Source organism: Enterococcus sp. DIV2449a (genome assembly GCF_051711225.1).
GTDB classification, from domain to species: Bacteria; Bacillota; Bacilli; order Lactobacillales; family Enterococcaceae; genus Enterococcus_D; species Enterococcus_D casseliflavus.
Genome location: NZ_JBIOME010000001.1, coordinates 1,419,278 through 1,436,533 on the forward strand (window position 1 = coordinate 1,419,278; position 17,256 = coordinate 1,436,533).

The following is a 17,256-nucleotide window of genomic DNA, read 5'->3' on the forward strand; positions in this document are numbered from 1 at the left end:
AAAGAGATGGGACGGACCGTCGAAAGAAGTTGTCCTTTAAGGAGTAACTTCTTTCGGCGGTCTTTTTGATTTGGAAGAATCGCTTCAATCGATGACGTGAACAAGATAGGCAAATTAGAAAATGGCTCCACCATAAAGATGGCCAATGGAAAACGATTCTATCGTCCCTGAAATTTACTAGTTGAGCCGTCTATTCTTTTCGTCGCCGACCTGCAGTGAAAGGAGCAATCGCTCATTTGCTCTAGCAGGCCTATTCCTCAAGGCTGCTACTAGCTGAAACTTTTGTTTCTATTGGTTTTTCGTGGTACTGTTAATAATAGGAAGATCGTTTTGAGCCTAGAGGAATGAAGAAAAAGTGTCGGTTCTGCTTGCCAATCTGCAGATTGAGAAAAACTTGGTACTTAAGACCTATGACACTTTCGCTAAAACAAGGCATAATAGGTTCGTAAGCTAAACTTGCAATCACACATTTGCTGAAGGAGGCAATTTCCATGAACGAAAGAGAACGTATATTGGATCTAGTAAAAAAAGGTGTGCTTTCTACAGAAGAAGCCTTGGATTTACTAGAAGGTATGGCAAAAGCCAAAGACGAAAAACAAATTAACAAAGCTGCTGCTGAGGTAACCGCGGATAAGAATGCGACAAGCCCATTTGATGATACTGAAAACGACGATGAGATGTTCACGTTTGACAGCGAAGAAAAACTTCGTCAAAACGAAGCGCAAGACAAAGAAAATCTTGAAAAGATTCTCGATGGTTTAGCAACGGAAGCCAACCAAGCATCTGCTGAGTTGGACGAAATCAATGCTGAAATTCTTGGCGTCAAAGAAGAATTAAAAGAAGCACAAGAAACACTGATGCAATTGAACACCAAAGAAGAGTTGGATCAATTGTCAGAAGATGAATTGTCTACGCGTCACGAAACAGAAGCGACCATTACTGCATTGGAAGAAACCTTAGATGGTTTATCTGAAGAAAAAGCAGAATTGGAAGCAAAATTAAAAAATATTCGCAAAGACCAATGGTCTCAAACAAAAGAAAAAATTTCTCAAAAATTAGATATTCCAGAGGATTGGAAAGAGCAAGCGACTGACACCTTTAACCAAGTAAGTGAAAAAATGGTCGATGCCAGCACACACTTCGGACACTTCTTGAAGAAAACGGTTCGGGCAGTGACAGAGTCAGTCAATGACAACATGGAATGGAAAGACATCAACTTGAAAGTTCCTGGTGTTGCAGCGACAAAATTTGAGCACACATTCAGCTATGACGAAACGGAAGCGACATTGATCGATGTGAAATTGGCAAACGGCAATGTTTCCTTCCAATTATGGGATGAACCAGGTGTCAAAGTAGATGCCAAAATCAAACTATATGGTAAAATGGATGCGGCGGAGCCTTTCGATGCTTTTGAAGCAAGAAGCCAAATCAATGTCGATGATGAACGCATCTCTTTCCAAATTCCCAACAAACGCATTCGTGCCGATCTCGTTTTCTACTTGCCAAAACGTACCTATGATCATGTGGCAGTGAAATTGTTGAACGGCAATGTTACATTCAATGAATTGGATGCGAAAGATGTCTATACAAAATCAACAAACGGCAATATCGATTTCCGCAAAGTAAACGCATCGATGTTAGAGATTGAAGGCGTGAATGGAACGATTACTGTTCAAGAGGGTGAGATTTTAGATGCCATTATCGAAACGGTGAACGGCGACGTTACGTTGACAGCAACGCCACAAAATACTGGCATTTCTTTAGTTAACGGCAATATCCGTGTGACCTACAAAGAAGAAACGGTCCAAAAATTAAACGCCAGCTCTGTAAACGGGAATGTCAAAGTAGCATTACCGACAGGAATCGGTTTTGAAGGGATCGCAAAAACAAGTTTAGGTAGCATCAACAATCGTTTAAGCGAGATGGAAGTTGTGCGTGAGAAAAAAGAACGCCTAAACCAACTATTGCAATTCCGTCGGGTTGCCGATAAAGTCGCTCAAATCGATCTATCCACAACAACAGGAAATGTCTTTATCAAAGATACAGACAAATAAGAATCGCTGGGTTTACACTCATTAAAGAAAAGAAGGAAGGTGTAGATAAATGAACAAAAAATTAACAAAATCAGCCAATAACGTTGTCATTACAGGTACTCTAGGGGGGCTGGCAGAATACTTGCGAATCGATCCAACCATCGTTCGCGTGATCTATGTCTTTCTATCTTTAGTGACTGCTGGGTTCCCTGGAATCACTTTATATATCATCATGGCGGTCTTGATTCCTTCAGGACGCAAGAGTACCTCAGGATATGGCCACGACAATCACTACTACAAGCAAAACAAATACAATGAAGCAAATCGTCCCCGTAAAGAAGCGGAAAAGGTGGAGGATGAGGACTGGAGTGACTTCTAGTGTCTTATTTTCAACGGCTTATCATGAATACACTGACGTTTGTCACATTGGCGGTTCTATTACCAAATATGATCCATGTTCAAAGCATTATGACTGCAGTGATCGCCAGTTTCGTACTGTCGATCCTGAATGCTTTGATTAAACCAATTCTGATCGTCATTTCATTTCCATTGACTTTACTGACGCTTGGTTTCTTCACTTTTGTGATCAATGCGCTCATGCTGAATTTGACTTCGTATTTTGTTGGGTCAGCCAACTTCGGCTTCTCCTCGTTTGGGGCAGCGCTATTAGTGGCACTGATCATGTCAGTGATCAATATGATCGTGACTGAACACCATATCGAAAAATATTCACGTTAAAAAGACGTTTCACGTTTTCTCCCACTAGCTATGAAGCTAGTGGAGAAACGGAAACGTCTTTTTTTAGTTTAACTGTTCTTCTTTGATAGCAGCAAGGTACGTATCTACTGCCTGTAACGTCTCATCAAGCGCCCCTTTTTCAAAAGGTGAACGCAAATGAGCAAGAGACAGGATCTCAAGGAATGTTTTCGTGCCGCCGACTTCGCAGATGGCCAAATAATCTTGCCAAGCGGTTTCGTCTTTTGCCACGATGAATCGATACCAAAATTGGAACGCACACACTTGCGCCAATGTATAATCGATATAATAGAAAGGTGATTCAAAAATATGCCCTTGTCTAAACCAATACAAGCCACGATCAAGGTCTGGATATTCTGAATAATCCCGTTCTGGGCAATATTGGCGCTCTAATTCCCGCCAACGGGCTTTGCGCTGTGCTGGTGACCACTCAGGATGCTCATAAACATCTTGTTGGAAGTGATCCACTAAAACGCCATAAGGCAGAAATTGCAGGCTACTAGCAAGATGCGCAAATTTGTATTTTTCTGTTTCTTCTTCGAAAAAGGCGTCCATCCATGGCCAAGCGATAAACTCCATCGACATTGAATGGATCTCACAAGACTCATAATTGGGAAAGAGAATTTCCGGTTCTTTGATCCAACGAGAGCGAAAGGCTTGAAACGCGTGGCCAGCTTCGTGGGTCAAAACATCGACATCGCCAGAAGTGCCGTTAAAGTTGGCAAAGATAAATGGCGATTGATAGTCTTGGATAAACGTACAATAGCCGCCAGATTGTTTGCCTTTTTTGCTTAGTAGATCAAGTAGGTCATGCTCGACCATAAAATCAAAAAATTCGCCAGTTTCAGGGGATAGTTCCTGATACATCACACGGGCTTTTTCTACTAGTTCTTCAGGAGTTCCTTTAGGCTCTGCGTTACCACTAGGATAAACAAGCGGCAGGTCGGTAAAGGTTGCCTGAGTTAATTGATTACGCTGCGCCTGTCTTTGGTACAGTTTTTGGGTAATTGGGACGACTTTTTCTAAAATTTCCCGACGATAGGTCTCGATCATTGAACGATCATAGTCCCAACGATTCATTTGGGTATCCGCAAAGGCAACATAATTTTCAAAGCCGAGCTTATGGGCGATCTCGGTACGAACCTTGACCATCTCGTCATAAATTTGATCAAAACGGTCTTCATTTTCCGTGAAGAAAGCCGTTTGTTTTTCAAACGCTTCTTTTCGAACACCGCGATCTTTGTTTTCGGTAAATGGTCGCAGTTGTGCGAGGGTATAGGTTTCTCCTTGGAAGTCGATTTGGGCAGAAGCGACCAATTTGCTGTAATCAGAAGCCAATTGGTTTTCTTTTTGAAATAATTCGATCAAGGCCTCATCAAAAAGCTTCACACGGCTTTCGGCAAATAAAAAAAGTGTTTCTGGATATTCGGCTTTTAATTCATCTAAGACAGGTGAAGCCAGGAGTGCTTGATAGAATTGAAAATCCAGAGCTTCAAAATGAGGCTGGTATTCATTCCAAAAGGTGTCTTCTGCTTCATAAAAGGCATCGTTGGTATCGATCGAATAGCGGATCGAAGCCAAGTTCATTGCGGTATCGATCGTTCCTCTTAGTTCGTTCAAAGCATCAAGGGCTTGCTTCGCCTCCGAGAAGGTATCGGCTGACTGAAGGTTCGCTAATGCTTTTTTGAATGTTTCTTGATAGACTGGAAAATCAGGGCGTTGATACTTGTATGCTGAAAATTTCATTAAAAATCCCTCCTTAGTAAAATAATAACACAAACGAAAAAGAATGAGGACTTCTATTGGCGAAGGTAGTAACTTTACTGATAGAATGATAAAATAGAACCAGAGTGTCGTTTAAAAGAAGCAGCGGCAAGAATCATTGAGAAAAGAGGGAAAACCTATGGCAGAAACCGTCAAAGTCAGCGAGCTGGCGGAGGCTTTAAATTTAGAGATAGTTGAAGGAACTGAAAACAGTTTAGAAAGAGAAATCATTACCGGCGATATTTCCCGACCTGGTTTGGAATTGACGGGTTATTTTAATTACTATTCCCATGATCGTCTGCAATTATTCGGCAGCAAAGAGATCACCTTTGCGGAACGAATGATGCCAGAAGAACGCTTGATGGTGATGCGCAAAATGTGTGCTGATGATACCCCAGGGTTTATCGTTTCTCGCGGCTTGGAAGTACCAGCAGAAATGATTCAAGCCTGCAAAGAACATGAGATTACGATTCTACGTTCGCCCATCTCAACGTCACGTCTGCAAGGAGAGCTTTCTAGTTTCCTCGATGGGCGCTTAGCCACAAGAACCAGTGTCCATGGGGTATTAGTGGATGTCTATGGGCTAGGTGTTTTGATTCAAGGCGATAGCGGAATTGGGAAAAGCGAAACAGCCTTAGAGTTGATCAAACGTGGGCATCGGTTGATCGCTGACGATCGGGTGGACGTGTATAAGCAAGATGAATTGACATTGATAGGGGAACCGCCGAAAATCTTGCAGCACTTGATCGAGATCCGCGGGATCGGGATCATCGATGTCATGAATCTTTTTGGTGCCAGTGCCGTACGAGGGTATATGCAGGTTCAAGTAGCAGTGTATTTAGAAGCTTGGGCGAAAGACAAAAAGTATGACCGACTAGGAACCGATGATACGACGGTTGAAATTGGTGGCGTCGATGTACCACAAATCAAGATCCCCGTAAAAACTGGTCGAAATGTTGCGATCATTATCGAAGTCGCTGCCATGAATTTCCGAGCGAAAACGATGGGCTACGATGCAACGAAGACCTTTGAAAATCGATTGACGCAATTGATCGAAGAAAATTCTGGAAACTAGAGAGGATAAGATAGATGTTAGGTTTAGTAAATCGAGTCGCATTTGAACTATTTGGTTTGCCGATTTATTGGTATGCGATCATTATCGTATCAGGCGTGATCATTGCTATGTGGTTAAGCACGAGAGAGGCGGTTCGTGTCGGGCTCAAGCCAGATGATGTGACTGATTTTATGTTGATTGGATTGCCAGTAGCGATCATTGGTGCGCGGCTTTATTATATTCTGTTTGACTTGCAATACTACATTGATGACCCAAGTCAAATTTTCAATATTCGCTCTGGTGGGATCGCCATCTACGGCGCACTGATCGCCGGGGGGATCTGGCTATACTTTTTCTGCCAACGAAATTTTATTTCTCCCTGGACCTTCTTAGACATCGCCGCACCAAGTGTCTTATTGGCACAAGGCATCGGGCGTTGGGGCAACTTTATGAACCATGAAGCATTTGGCGCTGAAGTCAGCCGCTCCTTCTTAGAAAGTTTGTATATACCGAAATTTATTATCGATAATATGTATATTGATGAAGCGTATCGGCAGCCGACCTTTCTTTATGAATCGGTTTGGAACGTGATTGGATTTATCGTTTTGATCTTCTTGCGTAAGAAAACTGGGTTATTAAAAGAAGGCGAAGTCTTCTTGAGCTACTTGATTTGGTATGGATTCGGGCGCTTCTTTATTGAAGGAATGCGTACCGATAGTTTATACTTATTTGGTGGAATCCGTGTGTCACAGGCACTTTCCGCTTTATTATTCTTTGGAGCGATTGGGCTATTGATCTGGCGTCGGAAAAACCAAACTTTAAAAGACTACAACCGCAGCTTTGGTAAGAACCAAGCGATTATCTAAACAGTTATTTTATCGAAATTATGGTAAAATGATGAAGTGCATGAATTTGCGAAAAGGATAGAGGAGGTTTCCATAGTGAAACAGAAAATCGCCGTCTTGGGTCCCGGATCATGGGGGACTGCTTTGGCACAAGTCTTGTCTGAAAATGGACATGAAGTGACTATTTGGGGGAACAATCCCGCCCAAATCGATGAAATCAATACGTATCATACGAATCGGCATTATTTGCCAGATCTGAAGCTTCCTGAAAATATTCTAGGCTGTAAATATTTAGAAGAGGCGATCCAAGATGCCGATGCCATCTTGTTTGTCGTACCAACTAAAGCGATTCGTGCCGTGGCGCAAGAATTCACTAAGAAAACAACTGGCAAGCCAGTCATCATCCATGCCTCAAAAGGGTTAGAACAAGGCAGTCACAAACGAATCTCAGAAGTACTTGCCGAAGAGATCCCAGCTGATAAACGGCAAGAAATCGTAGTCTTGTCAGGACCATCACATGCCGAAGAAGTGGCTGTCCATGATATCACGACGATCACGGCAGCTTCAGAAAATGAATCGGCTGCTAAGTATGTACAAGAGCTATTTATGAATGATTACTTTAGAATCTACACGAATAACGATGTGATCGGTGTCGAAACTGGCGCCGCTTTGAAGAACATCATCGCCATTGGTGCCGGTGCTATCGCAGGACTGGGCTTTGGGGATGATGCGAAGGCTGCGATCATGACCCGTGGGTTAGCGGAAATCAGTCGTCTTGGTGTGGCAATGGGTGCCAATCCTTTAACCTTTATCGGATTGAGTGGGGTTGGCGATTTGATCGTCACTTGTACCAGTGTCCATTCGCGGAATTGGCGTGCAGGAAACCTATTAGGAAAAGGACATAGCTTAGATGAAGTATTAGACAATATGGGGATGATCGTTGAAGGAGTTTCAACCACAAAAGCTGCCCGCGAATTAGCAGAAGCTTTGTCGGTGGAAATGCCAATCACAGAAACGATTTATTCGGTCTTGTATGAAGGCAAAGACATCAAGCAAGCAGCGAAAGATATTATGCTGCGAGACGGCAAAGAAGAAAACGAATTTTCGGTAGATCAATCATTATGATTAAAGGAGCGAGTCACATGAATGTCAAAAAAGCAGTTATCCCAGCAGCCGGTCTGGGTACCCGATTTTTACCAGCTACAAAGGCAATGGCAAAGGAAATGTTGCCGATCGTTGACAAACCAACGATTCAGTTTATCGTGGAAGAAGCTTTACAATCGGGGATCGAAGATATTTTGATCGTAACAGGGAAAGCAAAGCGTCCAATCGAAGACCATTTCGATGCCAATTTAGAATTAGAGATGAATCTAAAAGAAAAAGGCAAGACGGAGCTTTTGAAATTAGTGGAAGAAACAACTGACGTAAATCTTCACTTCATTCGCCAATCTCATCCGAAAGGATTAGGCCATGCCGTATTACAGGCTCGGGCATTTGTCGGAAACGAACCGTTTGTAGTTATGCTAGGTGATGACTTGATGGAAGATCAAGTACCATTGACGAAACAGTTGATCGATAATTATGAAAAAACGCATGCATCAACGATCGCTGTCATGGATGTTCCTCATGAAGATACATCAAAATACGGGATCATTGATCCTGGTATGGAAGTTGAAAAAGGCTTGTTCAATGTCAAAAACTTTGTTGAAAAACCAGCGCCAGAAAATGCGCCAAGTGATTTAGCAATTATTGGCCGCTACTTGCTGACCCCTGAAATTTTTGATATTTTAGCCAATCAAGAACCAGGTGCTGGTGGCGAGATCCAATTGACGGATGCCATCGACACATTAAATAAAACCCAACGCGTGTTTGCTCATCAATTTACCGGCAAGCGTTACGATGTTGGAGACAAATTCGGTTTCTTAAAAACAAGTATCGAGTATGGTCTAGTGCACCCTGAAGTCAAAGACAGCTTGAAAGAGTATTTGATCGAGTTAGGAAAAGAACTAGCTCCGGCTCAAAAAGAAGTCAAAGAAGCACCGAAAGCGTCAAAAAAATAACAAAAACTCCTAAACAAGGCGATTTCTGATGAAATTGCTTTGTTTTTTTATTATTTCCTGTTGAAAGCGGATAATTTTCTTAAAAATGCAGTCTTTTATTTGTAGAAAGTGCAGTGAAATGCTATTCTTAATATAAGTAAATGGGGAAAGGAGCCATTCTATGTCAGGAGGAGAACTAGCTGCATTGATTGCTGCGATTGCATTTGTCGTATTGGTCATTTTCGTCGTTCGTTTGTTGATGCAAGTCAGCAAGACAATGACCAAAGTAGACAAAACGGTCGAAGAAGCAAACACAACCATCCGTGTCATTACCAAAGACGTTGATATTCTTTCAAAAGAGGTTGAAGGTCTTTTGGTAAAAACGAATGAGCTTTTACAAGATGTGAACGGAAAAGTCGCAACCATCGATCCTTTGTTCACAGCAGTTGCAGATCTAAGTACCAGTGTTTCAGAACTAAATGTTTCTGGAAAAAATTTAATTACGCGCGTGGGTAGTCTTGGCCGGACCACTGCCAAAGCAACGGTAGCTGGAAAAGTCGGTCAAACAGCCATGAAATTTTTCAAAGACAAAAATAACCAAAAATAAAAGGAGGACTTTCAATGAGTAAAAAAGGCGGATTTTTATTAGGAGCAATCATCGGAGGAACAGCGGCAGCAGCAGCAGCACTTTTGTTGGCGCCAGAATCTGGTAAAACATTAAGAAATAAATTAGCAAAACAAGCAGACGATTTATTAGATAAAGCATCTGATTATGGTGATTTAGCCAAAGAAAGAAGTACGGATCTTGTCGATATCGCTAAAGACAAAGCGGCAAAACTAAGCGAGCAAGCATCTGACTTCACCGGTTCTATAACAGCGAAAGTCGATGACTTAAAAGAAACAGCAGCTGGTTCATCAGAAGAAACCGTTGAAGAGTTAAAGAAACAAGCAGGTGATCTATCAGAACGCTTCAAAAAATCAGCGAACGAGGTCAAAGAATCAGCGAAAGATGCCAAAGTAGACGCTGATGACACGGTGCAAGATATCATCATTGATGCAAAATCTTCTGCAGCGGATATGAAACAAACCGTCAAAGAAGGGGCACAAGAAGCAAAACCTGTCGTTGAGGAAGCCAAAAAAGACGGTCAAGCAGCCGCAGCTGATTTGAAAAAAGAAGCTGGAAAAGCAGCAGATGATGCCAAAAAAACAGCGAAAGCAGAAACAAAAGATGCCAAAGCTGACTTAGAAGATGCGAAAGAAGAATTAAAAGACACATTAGAAAAAAACAATCCTGAAGCATAAGTAAGGATACAAAATTTGATTACTTCAAAAGATAAAAACGTTCGCCAGTTAAATCGGCGAACGTTTTTTTGTGATTTCAGTAGTTATTCGTTTGATGCTTGGGTGATTTCCCAATCGCAAAGTTGATAGAGCCAATCCTGCAGGTGACTGAATGGAAAGCCAATTTCCTCAGCGAGGCCAACATTGATCGAATAAGCAGGTGTACCATTATAAGGGCCTTGATCGCCTGTTTCTGAAAAGAGCGGGGAAAGACCGGTTTTTTTCGATACGTATTGCAGCACTTCTTCTAAAGAAATCGTGCCTTTTGACGCACCGTTGATTGGTCCTGTGAAAGAGCTGGTACCTAAAAACGCTAAAAATTTACCAGCCTCTTGGGCATCCACAAAGCCCATTTGATGCGTTAGATTATCGACAGCCATTGGCTTTTGCTTTATCAGATGGTCAATGTAAAAGGTAAAACGTTTTGTGTAATCATCTGCACCGATCACATAAGGAAAGCGGACAAAAACGGACGGGATCTGACTGTATTTTTGGGTCAAGATCTCTTCCACGGTTCGTTTGCCTTGTGCATAATCGGCCTCCTCAGAGCTGACCAGTCTGAAGGGTTCTTTAGCAGGGTCAAAATCCGCTTCAATCAAATCGAAGTGTAATTCATGGTACGCAGACATTGAGCTAGTAACGATGTAACGCTTCGGTGTGACATGACGCAGTAGAATCTCAATGTCGTTGGAAGTATAAGCAATATTGTCGTAAATGACATCATAGGTTTCTTTTGTTAATGCCGTTTTGATACTTTCTTCGTCCGTGCGATCGAAGATGATTCTGTTGACTTGAACGCCAAAGGAATCTTTCGTGTTCCCTCGGGTAGCGATCGTCACGTCCAATCCTTGATCAATTAGTGATTGGACCAAATATTTACCGAAAAAACGCGTGCCGCCTAAAACCAACACTTTTTTACTCATAAGAACACTCCTTTTCATGTAATGCCAACATGTTGCGCCGTTTCATTAGGAAAATCAAGATAAGATCAATAATTCTTTTGCTGTTTTGGTAAAAGGTACACAGCCATCTGCTGTGACATACACACAGTCTTCAATGCGGACACCGACCTGATCTGGTAAATAAATGCCCGGTTCGATAGAGAAGCACATGCCTTCTTCGATCACTAAATCATTGCCAGTGATCAAAGAGGGGAACTCATGAACCGTGGTCCCGATGCCGTGACCTAGACGATGGTTGAAGTAGTCGCCGTAGCCATAGCCAGTAATCACATCACGAGCAATCTTGTCTAATTCTCCAGCGGTAATCCCAGGTTTGACCGCTGCTTGCGCTGCTAGTTCTGCTTCAAGAACGATGTCATAAATTTTTCTTTGTAATGCAGTCGGTTCTTTATAGGCAACCGTTCTGGTTGCATCACTGCAATATCCTTTCCAAACGACCCCTAGGTCAAACAAGACAAGTTCATTGGCAGTCACTTTGCGGTCACCAGGTACGCCATGAGGACTTGCTGCATTGGCACCAGCTAACACCGTCGTATCGAAGGACATATGGGAAACCCCACGTTTTTTCAACTCGTACTCAATTTCCGCCACGATTGCCATTTCGCTGACGCCTTCTTTGATGGCAGCAAACCCAATCTCAAAAGCAACATCTGCCCAGTTGCCAGCTTCTAGCAAGGTGTCAATTTCAGCAGCCGTTTTGGTTAACTGCATTTTTTGAATGACCGGAGTCACATCTAAAGAAAAATCGGTCTGTGGCAAAAACCGTTTCAATGCTTCATAGCGCTCGACGGAAAGGTCATTTTTTTCTAGTGCCAAGGAAGAAACTTGGTAACGAGAGGTCAGTTCCTGACAGATTTTCGCCCAAGGGTCTTCGCTATCGAGATAACCGATAATGTCAAAGGGCCAGCCACTATTTTTTGCTTCTTCTACTTCCAGAGCTGGTGTGAAAAGAAAGGGATCTTTTCCAGGTGCGACAAACAAAGCAAGGACCCGTTCATGAGGTTCACTTTTAAAACCTGAAAAATAAGCGATTGTTGCTGGATTAGAAATATAGGCAACATCTGCGCCATTGGTTTTCAACCAGCCATTTAACTCATTGATTTTTTTATCATTCATTTGAAAAAACCTTCTTTCAAGTATTCTTTTTCTATTTTATCATGCTTTAGAAGAGAATAGGGGCGGGGAAAGTAGGAAATTGCTAAGTTTTCATGAAAACAAAATTAAAACGGTTGCAAATACGGAAAAAATTTGCTATCCTAACAAAGAAATGTAAATAAGATTTTCTGAAAATAGAATAAGGGAGATATATCATGGAAAAACAAACAATTACGATTTATGATGTTGCACGGGAAGCGAATGTATCGATGGCAACTGTTTCACGGGTAGTCAACGGAAATCCAAATGTAAAACCAGCAACTCGTAAGAAAGTGCTGGAAGTGATCGACCGCTTGGATTATCGTCCAAACGCAGTTGCTCGAGGGTTGGCAAGTAAAAAGACCACGACTGTTGGTGTCATCATTCCTGATGTCAGCAATATGTTCTTCTCATCACTTGCTCGTGGGATCGATGATGTAGCGACCATGTATAAATACAATATCATCTTAGCCAACTCTGATGGCGATACGATGAAAGAAGTCAACGTTTTGAACAACTTGTTAGCAAAACAAGTGGACGGCGTTATCTTCATGGGTCATCGCATCACGGATGAGATTCGCGGAGAATTCTCTCGCTCAAAAACACCAGTCGTTTTAGCTGGTTCGATCGATCCTGATGAACAAGTAGGAAGTGTCAATATCGATTACACAGCAGCTGCCAAAGATGCTGTTTCATTATTGGCGAAAAACAATCAAAAAATCGCTTTTGTCAGCGGTGCTTTGATCGATCCAATCAATGGCCAAAACCGCTTGAAAGGCTATAAAGAAGCCTTGAAAGAAAACAACCTTGAATATTCTGAAGGGTTGATCTTTGAATCACCATACAGCTTTAAAGAAGGCTTAGCCTTAGTTGATCGCATCATCAACAGTGGTGCAACAGCAGCTTATGTCACAGACGATGAGTTAGCCATCGGCGTCTTAGATGGTTTGTTAGACAAAGGTGTTAAAGTTCCTGAAGATTTCGAGATCATCACCAGCAACAATTCATTATTGGCTGAAGCAGCTCGTCCACGCTTATCAAGTGTGACGCAACCATTGTATGATATGGGTGCCGTTGCGATGCGTCTATTGACAAAAATGATGAACAAAGAAGATGTAGAACAAAAAACGATCGTCTTGCCTTACGGTATTTCAGAAAAAAGCTCTACGAAATAAGCAACGATTTGATCAAACGATAAGTGGAACAACGCCTTGTTGTTCCACTTTTTGCTTCAACGATCGTTCGTGTGAGGAGAAAATCTATGGATTTTCTCCTCACACTTTTTTTTTGCATAAAAAAACTGATCAGCACAAGGCTGATCAGTCATCATCATTGTTAGTATTTTGTTGATTATTGTCTTGCTGTTCCTCATCGTCATCCTCATCATTTGCCGTAGGTGTAACATTGTTGGATCCGTTATTCGATGATGTATTCGACGAACGATTGGTTGAACGGCTAGAAGATGCTTTTTTCCAATAGTCAGCATAGTTTGCATCTGAACCACCGAGTCCAAATTTGAAATCGACCGTATCTGGTCCGCCAGTGGCCCAATACGAAGTAACGGTACTGCTTGGATTGGTATAGGTTCGATTATCGACTCGCACGGTTCCTCCTGGTTGGGTACCAGTAAACTTGGAAACTTGAGCTTTTTTGACATCACTAGAAAGTTCAAACTTCTGATTCACACCAAAGACTTCTTGGTTTGTTTGATAAATACGATTGATCAAGTAAGCCATATAGTTGGCTGTCCGAGTTCCTGCAGCGCTATCGGTCCCTTTATTGTCATCTCGACCTGACCAGCTGCTGATGGTGATCGATGGGGTGGAGACGACTAGCCAAGAGTCCGACCAGTTGTTGGTGGAACCAGTTTTTCCGACCCAATCGGCATTTCCGAGGTTCCAATCCAATCCGCTGATAACCGATTTAAAGGAACTGGTTTTTTGCTCATCGATGACACTACGCATCATGTCGGTCATGATGGAAGCCGTCGCTTCTGAAAAGACTTGGACAGGTTTGGCTTCATGCTGGTAAAGCACTTCGCCTTCATTGTCTTTGATTGATTCGATGATATAGCCTTGCTGATAAACACCATTATTGGCAAATGTTTGGAAGCCATTCGTTTGATTCAAGACTGTGACATCTGTAACCCCTAACGGCGCTGATTCATACGCCCAGCTATTATCTTCGGGATAGCCCATTTTGCTTAAATAATTTGTGTAGGCATAAAAATGATCGCCTTCTTTTTCCCAAAGATCTTGGAAAATATTTGTCGCTGCGATATTACTGGAAACCTCCAATGATTCACGAATCGACATAAAAGTATTGGTTCCACGGTTTGTGGCATTGACGATCGGCTCACCGGCGTTTTCTCCTGTCCGCCATTTTGCGGCATAGTCAGAAACCATCGATTCAGAGCCCATTAAGCCACTTTCGATCGCCGGTCCGTAAACCAGCATGGGTTTGATACTTGAACCTGCTTGGCGTTTGGCATCAAAGGCATGGTTGAATTGATTGTCAGCATAGTTACGACCGCCAATAAAGCCTAGTACTTTCCCAGTGGCGTTGTCCATCATGACATTGCCGACTTCGATGGTGGAGTCACCCCAGTTGTCTAGCATATAGCCGTATTTGTCGACGGCATCTTGCATCGCATTATAAATATCTTTATCGATCGTTGATGTGACGGTATAGCCGCCATTAACAAGTTTTTGCTGCGCCAATTCGAAGTATTTTTGATAGGTTTCCTCTTTGGCGTATTCTTCGTCACTGACATCATCTTCATCTGCCAGCTGTTTGGCAATAATGTCTTTTGCTTCATTTAACACAGTGTAATAAAGGAAGCTTTGATCCGTTTGTTCAATGGCTTCTTGTTTTTTGAAGTCTTGTTTCAAGTCATAATTAAGCGCCTCTTCGTATTCTTCTTTCGTGATATCGTGGTTACGATACATACTGAAGAGCACGAAGTCTTTTCGTTCTAAGCCAGCGGTCAAGTTTTCCTTGATCTCACCCGTATTTGTATAAGGGCTGTAGACGATCGGGCTTTGTGGCAGACCCGCAATAAAGGCTGCTTGCGGTAAAGACAGGTCAGCTGCGTTGACGCCAAAAATTCCTTGCGCCGCTTCTTGCACACCTGCGATATTTTGCCCTTTATTGTTTCGACCAAAAGGGGAGATGTTTAAATACATAGTGACGATCTCATCTTTATCGAAAAATTTTTCCACTTCCATGGCTAATAAAATCTCATTGGCTTTGCGTTTAAAGGTCGTTTCACTGGAAAGGATTTGTTGTTTTACCAGCTGCTGGGTCAAAGTGGAACCCCCGCTGCCGCCAAAGCCTGTCGCTTCTGATAATAATGCCCGCACGACTGCTTTTGGTACGACCCCATTATGAATATTAAAATATTCATCCTCTGTTGCGATGATCGCTTTTTTCAAATAATCTGAAATTTGATCGGAATTAACCGACGTTCGCATTAGATCCGAGCGAATCGTTGCGATTTTGCTGCCATCAGCGTATGCGAGTTGAGAAGTCTCTGTGATGTCGGTCAATTCTTTTTGTAACTCATCTTTAGAAGGAGCTGCGGTATCTTCCACAAGAAAAGCAAAGTAGCCGGCACCGATCCCTAAGGCTAAAGAACCGCCTAGAACCAGCAAAGAAATAGCAACTAAGAACAAGGCATGTAAAACCCTAAGACTGATGTTGAAATAGAACCAGCCTCTATTTTTGTTTTCTGTATTCTTTTGATTTTTCGTTTTCTGGGACAAAAAGAGTCACCTCAATAAATTAGAATAGATTCCGTGTAATTATAGCAAAAAACAAGGCGCTTGGGTAGCACCCTATCTGTTATCGAAAGAAGTGTGCGAGAAAATGCCAGTTGGTGTTTGTATTGAACCAGCGATAATAAAGGAAAATGAACGGATTTGCCTAAAAGTTTCTTTTTTGGTAAAGGACTTTGAGAGAAAGACTTTTCATTGACCTCTTTTTCAGTTAAGATGAACAATGAAGCAATTATTAGGAGGAGAAAGAATGAGTACAGACTTTTTTGAAGAGCTAAAGCAACGCGGATTAGTTCATCAGACCACAGACGAAGCAGCCTTGACCAAACAATTAAATGAAGAGTCTGTGAAACTATATATCGGCTTTGATCCTACCGCAGATAGCCTGCATATTGGTCATTTATTGCCTATTTTGATGTTGCGCCGTTTCCAACAAAACGGACATGTGCCGATCGCATTAGTAGGCGGTGGTACAGGAATGATCGGTGACCCATCCTTTAAAGATCAAGAACGTCAATTAAACACACTAGATACCGTTTTAGAATGGTCACAAAGTATCAAGAGCCAATTATCTCGCTTCATTGATTTTGATGACCAAGAAAATCCTGCCATCATTGCCAATAACTATGAGTGGCTAGGGGAATTGAAACTGATTGATTTCTTGCGCGACACTGGGAAAAACTTTACCATCAATTACATGATGAGCAAAGAAAGTGTCAAACGTCGGATCGAAACTGGGATCTCCTACACGGAATTTGCATACCAGCTATTACAAGCCTATGACTTTTTGAATCTTTACGACAACCACGGTTGCTTGTTGCAATTAGGCGGTAGCGATCAATGGGGCAATATCACCTCTGGGATCGAATTATTACGTCGTGAGCGTGAAGTCCAAGGGTTCGGTTTGACTATGCCATTGATCACAAAAGCAGATGGAACGAAATTTGGGAAAACAGAAGGCAATGCGGTTTGGCTAGATGCCAAGAAAACGACGCCTTACGAGTTCTACCAATTCTGGATCAATACGGATGATCGTGATGCAGTCAAATTCTTGAAATATTTCACCTTCTTATCATTAGAAGAAATCGCTGCGATCGAAGCAGAATTTAACGCTGCACCAGAATCTCGAGCAGCACAAAAAGCCTTGGCAAAAGAAGTCACTACTTTGGTTCATGGGGCAGAGGCTTATGAACAAGCCGTACGTATCTCAGCAAGTTTATTCAGCGGCAATATCAAAGAATTGAACGCTGAAGAGATCGAACAAGGCTTCAAAGGGGTGCCAAGCCATCAGGTAACAGCAGATGATTCTTTGAACATCGTTGAAGTGTTGACGACTGCTAAAATCGAACCATCAAAACGTCAAGCAAGAGAAGACGTTCAAAATGGTGCCATCTACATCAATGGGGAACGCGTCCAAGACCTAACGTACGAGCTCCAAGCAAGTGATCGGATCGGTGGAAAATACGTCGTGATTCGTCGTGGCAAGAAAAAATATTTCTTATTAACATTTTAATCGCAAAAAGCGAACCGCCTTGTTGGTTCGCTTTTTTCA

The 17,256-nt window shown here is 42.2% G+C and carries 15 protein-coding genes; 11 read left to right on the plus strand and 4 right to left on the minus strand.

The genetic code is table 11. The features are described 5' to 3' along the window. Nucleotides 1-491: 491 nt before the first annotated feature. From liaX to IGI76_RS06675, 3 genes are read left to right on the plus strand one after another with little or no spacing between them, the layout of a single operon-like run. The gene (gene liaX, locus IGI76_RS06665; protein WP_194192921.1) at nucleotides 492-2,054 is read left to right on the plus strand and encodes a daptomycin-sensing surface protein LiaX; all 1,563 of its coding nucleotides are present in this window, start codon (nucleotides 492-494) and stop codon (nucleotides 2,052-2,054) included. 49 nt (nucleotides 2,055-2,103) lie between these two features. Next, the gene (locus IGI76_RS06670; protein ID WP_005225787.1) at nucleotides 2,104-2,412 is read left to right on the plus strand and encodes a PspC domain-containing protein; all 309 of its coding nucleotides are present in this window, start codon (nucleotides 2,104-2,106) and stop codon (nucleotides 2,410-2,412) included. Next, nucleotides 2,412-2,771 (plus strand): phage holin family protein, encoded by a 360-nt coding sequence (locus IGI76_RS06675; RefSeq protein WP_005225788.1) that lies wholly within the window; start codon nucleotides 2,412-2,414, stop codon nucleotides 2,769-2,771. The genes IGI76_RS06670 and IGI76_RS06675 overlap by 1 nt, the downstream gene beginning before the upstream one ends. A 63-nt stretch (nucleotides 2,772-2,834) precedes the next feature. Here the strand turns inward: IGI76_RS06675 and IGI76_RS06680 are convergent, their stop codons facing one another. Continuing rightward, entirely contained in the window at nucleotides 2,835-4,535 is a 1,701-nt protein-coding gene (locus IGI76_RS06680) for a M3 family oligoendopeptidase (RefSeq protein WP_016610290.1), read from the minus strand. 157 nt (nucleotides 4,536-4,692) lie between these two features. On the opposite strand from IGI76_RS06680, the gene hprK reads away from it, so the two are divergent. From hprK to IGI76_RS06710, 6 genes are all read left to right on the plus strand, one after another. Then, on the plus strand, nucleotides 4,693-5,628 hold the full coding sequence (gene hprK / locus IGI76_RS06685; RefSeq protein WP_194192920.1) for an HPr(Ser) kinase/phosphatase: 936 nt from the start codon (nucleotides 4,693-4,695) through the stop codon (nucleotides 5,626-5,628). Between the two features lie 14 nt (nucleotides 5,629-5,642). Next, nucleotides 5,643-6,473 (plus strand): prolipoprotein diacylglyceryl transferase, encoded by an 831-nt coding sequence (lgt, locus tag IGI76_RS06690; protein WP_194192919.1) that lies wholly within the window; start codon nucleotides 5,643-5,645, stop codon nucleotides 6,471-6,473. A gap of 75 nt (nucleotides 6,474-6,548) precedes the next feature. Beyond that, nucleotides 6,549-7,577: an NAD(P)H-dependent glycerol-3-phosphate dehydrogenase gene (locus IGI76_RS06695; RefSeq protein WP_194192918.1), complete on the plus strand. Its 1,029-nt coding sequence runs from the start codon at nucleotides 6,549-6,551 to the stop codon at nucleotides 7,575-7,577. A gap of 17 nt (nucleotides 7,578-7,594) precedes the next feature. Beyond that, complete coding sequence (galU, locus tag IGI76_RS06700) at nucleotides 7,595-8,512, plus strand: UTP--glucose-1-phosphate uridylyltransferase GalU (protein WP_005225793.1); 918 nt, start codon at nucleotides 7,595-7,597, stop codon at nucleotides 8,510-8,512. Between the two features lie 160 nt (nucleotides 8,513-8,672). Beyond that, on the plus strand, nucleotides 8,673-9,098 hold the full coding sequence (locus IGI76_RS06705) for a DUF948 domain-containing protein (protein WP_005235398.1): 426 nt from the start codon (nucleotides 8,673-8,675) through the stop codon (nucleotides 9,096-9,098). 14 nt (nucleotides 9,099-9,112) lie between these two features. Further along, on the plus strand, nucleotides 9,113-9,793 hold the full coding sequence (locus IGI76_RS06710; protein ID WP_194192917.1) for a YtxH domain-containing protein: 681 nt from the start codon (nucleotides 9,113-9,115) through the stop codon (nucleotides 9,791-9,793). 83 nt (nucleotides 9,794-9,876) lie between these two features. Here IGI76_RS06710 and IGI76_RS06715 read toward each other — a convergent pair whose 3' ends face one another. Further along, nucleotides 9,877-10,755, minus strand: coding sequence for an NAD-dependent epimerase/dehydratase family protein (locus IGI76_RS06715; RefSeq protein ID WP_438781244.1), 879 nt, complete (start codon nucleotides 10,753-10,755; stop codon nucleotides 9,877-9,879). 54 nt (nucleotides 10,756-10,809) lie between these two features. Next, nucleotides 10,810-11,910, minus strand: coding sequence for a M24 family metallopeptidase (locus IGI76_RS06720; RefSeq protein WP_005225797.1), 1,101 nt, complete (start codon nucleotides 11,908-11,910; stop codon nucleotides 10,810-10,812). Between the two features lie 194 nt (nucleotides 11,911-12,104). Here IGI76_RS06720 and ccpA point away from each other — a divergent pair, with 194 nt between their 5' ends. After that, nucleotides 12,105-13,103, plus strand: a complete 999-nt coding sequence (gene ccpA, locus IGI76_RS06725; RefSeq protein WP_005225798.1) for a catabolite control protein A — start codon at nucleotides 12,105-12,107, stop codon at nucleotides 13,101-13,103. A 144-nt stretch (nucleotides 13,104-13,247) separates the two neighbouring features. On the opposite strand, the gene IGI76_RS06730 is transcribed toward ccpA, so the two are convergent. Next, nucleotides 13,248-15,692, minus strand: a complete 2,445-nt coding sequence (locus IGI76_RS06730) for a transglycosylase domain-containing protein (RefSeq protein ID WP_074535699.1) — start codon at nucleotides 15,690-15,692, stop codon at nucleotides 13,248-13,250. Between the two features lie 262 nt (nucleotides 15,693-15,954). Here IGI76_RS06730 and tyrS point away from each other — a divergent pair, with 262 nt between their 5' ends. After that, entirely contained in the window at nucleotides 15,955-17,217 is a 1,263-nt protein-coding gene (tyrS, locus tag IGI76_RS06735; protein ID WP_010748012.1) for a tyrosine--tRNA ligase, read from the plus strand. Nucleotides 17,218-17,256: the final 39 nt, after the last annotated feature.

What these genes read in the sequence shown, in the direction of transcription:
- IGI76_RS06670 (WP_005225787.1), top strand. Translation starts at nt 2,104, where the DNA reads ATGAACAAAAAATTAACAAAATCAGCCAATAACGTTGTCATTACAGGT.
- hprK (WP_194192920.1), top strand. Translation starts at nt 4,693, where the DNA reads ATGGCAGAAACCGTCAAAGTCAGCGAGCTGGCGGAGGCTTTAAATTTA.
- liaX (WP_194192921.1), top strand. Translation starts at nt 492, where the DNA reads ATGAACGAAAGAGAACGTATATTGGATCTAGTAAAAAAAGGTGTGCTT.
- lgt (WP_194192919.1), top strand. Translation starts at nt 5,643, where the DNA reads ATGTTAGGTTTAGTAAATCGAGTCGCATTTGAACTATTTGGTTTGCCG.
- IGI76_RS06715 (WP_438781244.1), bottom strand. Translation starts at nt 10,755, where the DNA reads ATGAGTAAAAAAGTGTTGGTTTTAGGCGGCACGCGTTTTTTCGGTAAA.
- IGI76_RS06705 (WP_005235398.1), top strand. Translation starts at nt 8,673, where the DNA reads ATGTCAGGAGGAGAACTAGCTGCATTGATTGCTGCGATTGCATTTGTC.
- IGI76_RS06710 (WP_194192917.1), top strand. Translation starts at nt 9,113, where the DNA reads ATGAGTAAAAAAGGCGGATTTTTATTAGGAGCAATCATCGGAGGAACA.
- tyrS (WP_010748012.1), top strand. Translation starts at nt 15,955, where the DNA reads ATGAGTACAGACTTTTTTGAAGAGCTAAAGCAACGCGGATTAGTTCAT.
- galU (WP_005225793.1), top strand. Translation starts at nt 7,595, where the DNA reads ATGAATGTCAAAAAAGCAGTTATCCCAGCAGCCGGTCTGGGTACCCGA.
- IGI76_RS06680 (WP_016610290.1), bottom strand. Translation starts at nt 4,535, where the DNA reads ATGAAATTTTCAGCATACAAGTATCAACGCCCTGATTTTCCAGTCTAT.
- IGI76_RS06720 (WP_005225797.1), bottom strand. Translation starts at nt 11,910, where the DNA reads ATGAATGATAAAAAAATCAATGAGTTAAATGGCTGGTTGAAAACCAAT.
- ccpA (WP_005225798.1), top strand. Translation starts at nt 12,105, where the DNA reads ATGGAAAAACAAACAATTACGATTTATGATGTTGCACGGGAAGCGAAT.